1 protein-coding gene is annotated in these 279 nt (G+C 47.7%); it reads right to left on the bottom strand.

What is annotated here, in order from left to right; all coding sequences use genetic code 11:
• Positions 1–279 (bottom strand): AMP-binding protein (locus tag HBA93_RS20850; protein ID WP_221724546.1); only part of this gene is annotated, 279 nt, incomplete at both ends.

Below are 279 nucleotides of genomic sequence, written 5' to 3'. Positions count from 1 at the left end.
ATTGGCATCAGCGTGCGGCTCTGCATCTGGTGCTGAGGCCTGCATGATCTCATGCAGCTTATTGGTACAGATATTGGGTATTTTGCCCGCTTCAACAGAGCTCAATACGGCTTCTGCTGTAGCATCCTCGTAAAATATTGCTTTTGCATGGGCATCGGTAACAGCGTAATCAATTTCGTCTGTTTTCGCTCTCCAATTAAGAGGCGTGACGATGATCCCGCGAAACTGACAAGCCCAATGCAAGGATGCATATTCCCAGCGATTTTGCATAACGACAAG

This window comes from Ochrobactrum sp. SFR4 (genome assembly GCF_019730395.1).
Classification (GTDB): domain Bacteria; phylum Pseudomonadota; class Alphaproteobacteria; order Rhizobiales; family Rhizobiaceae; genus Pseudochrobactrum.
This window is presented reverse-complemented; position numbering and strand designations above follow the sequence as displayed.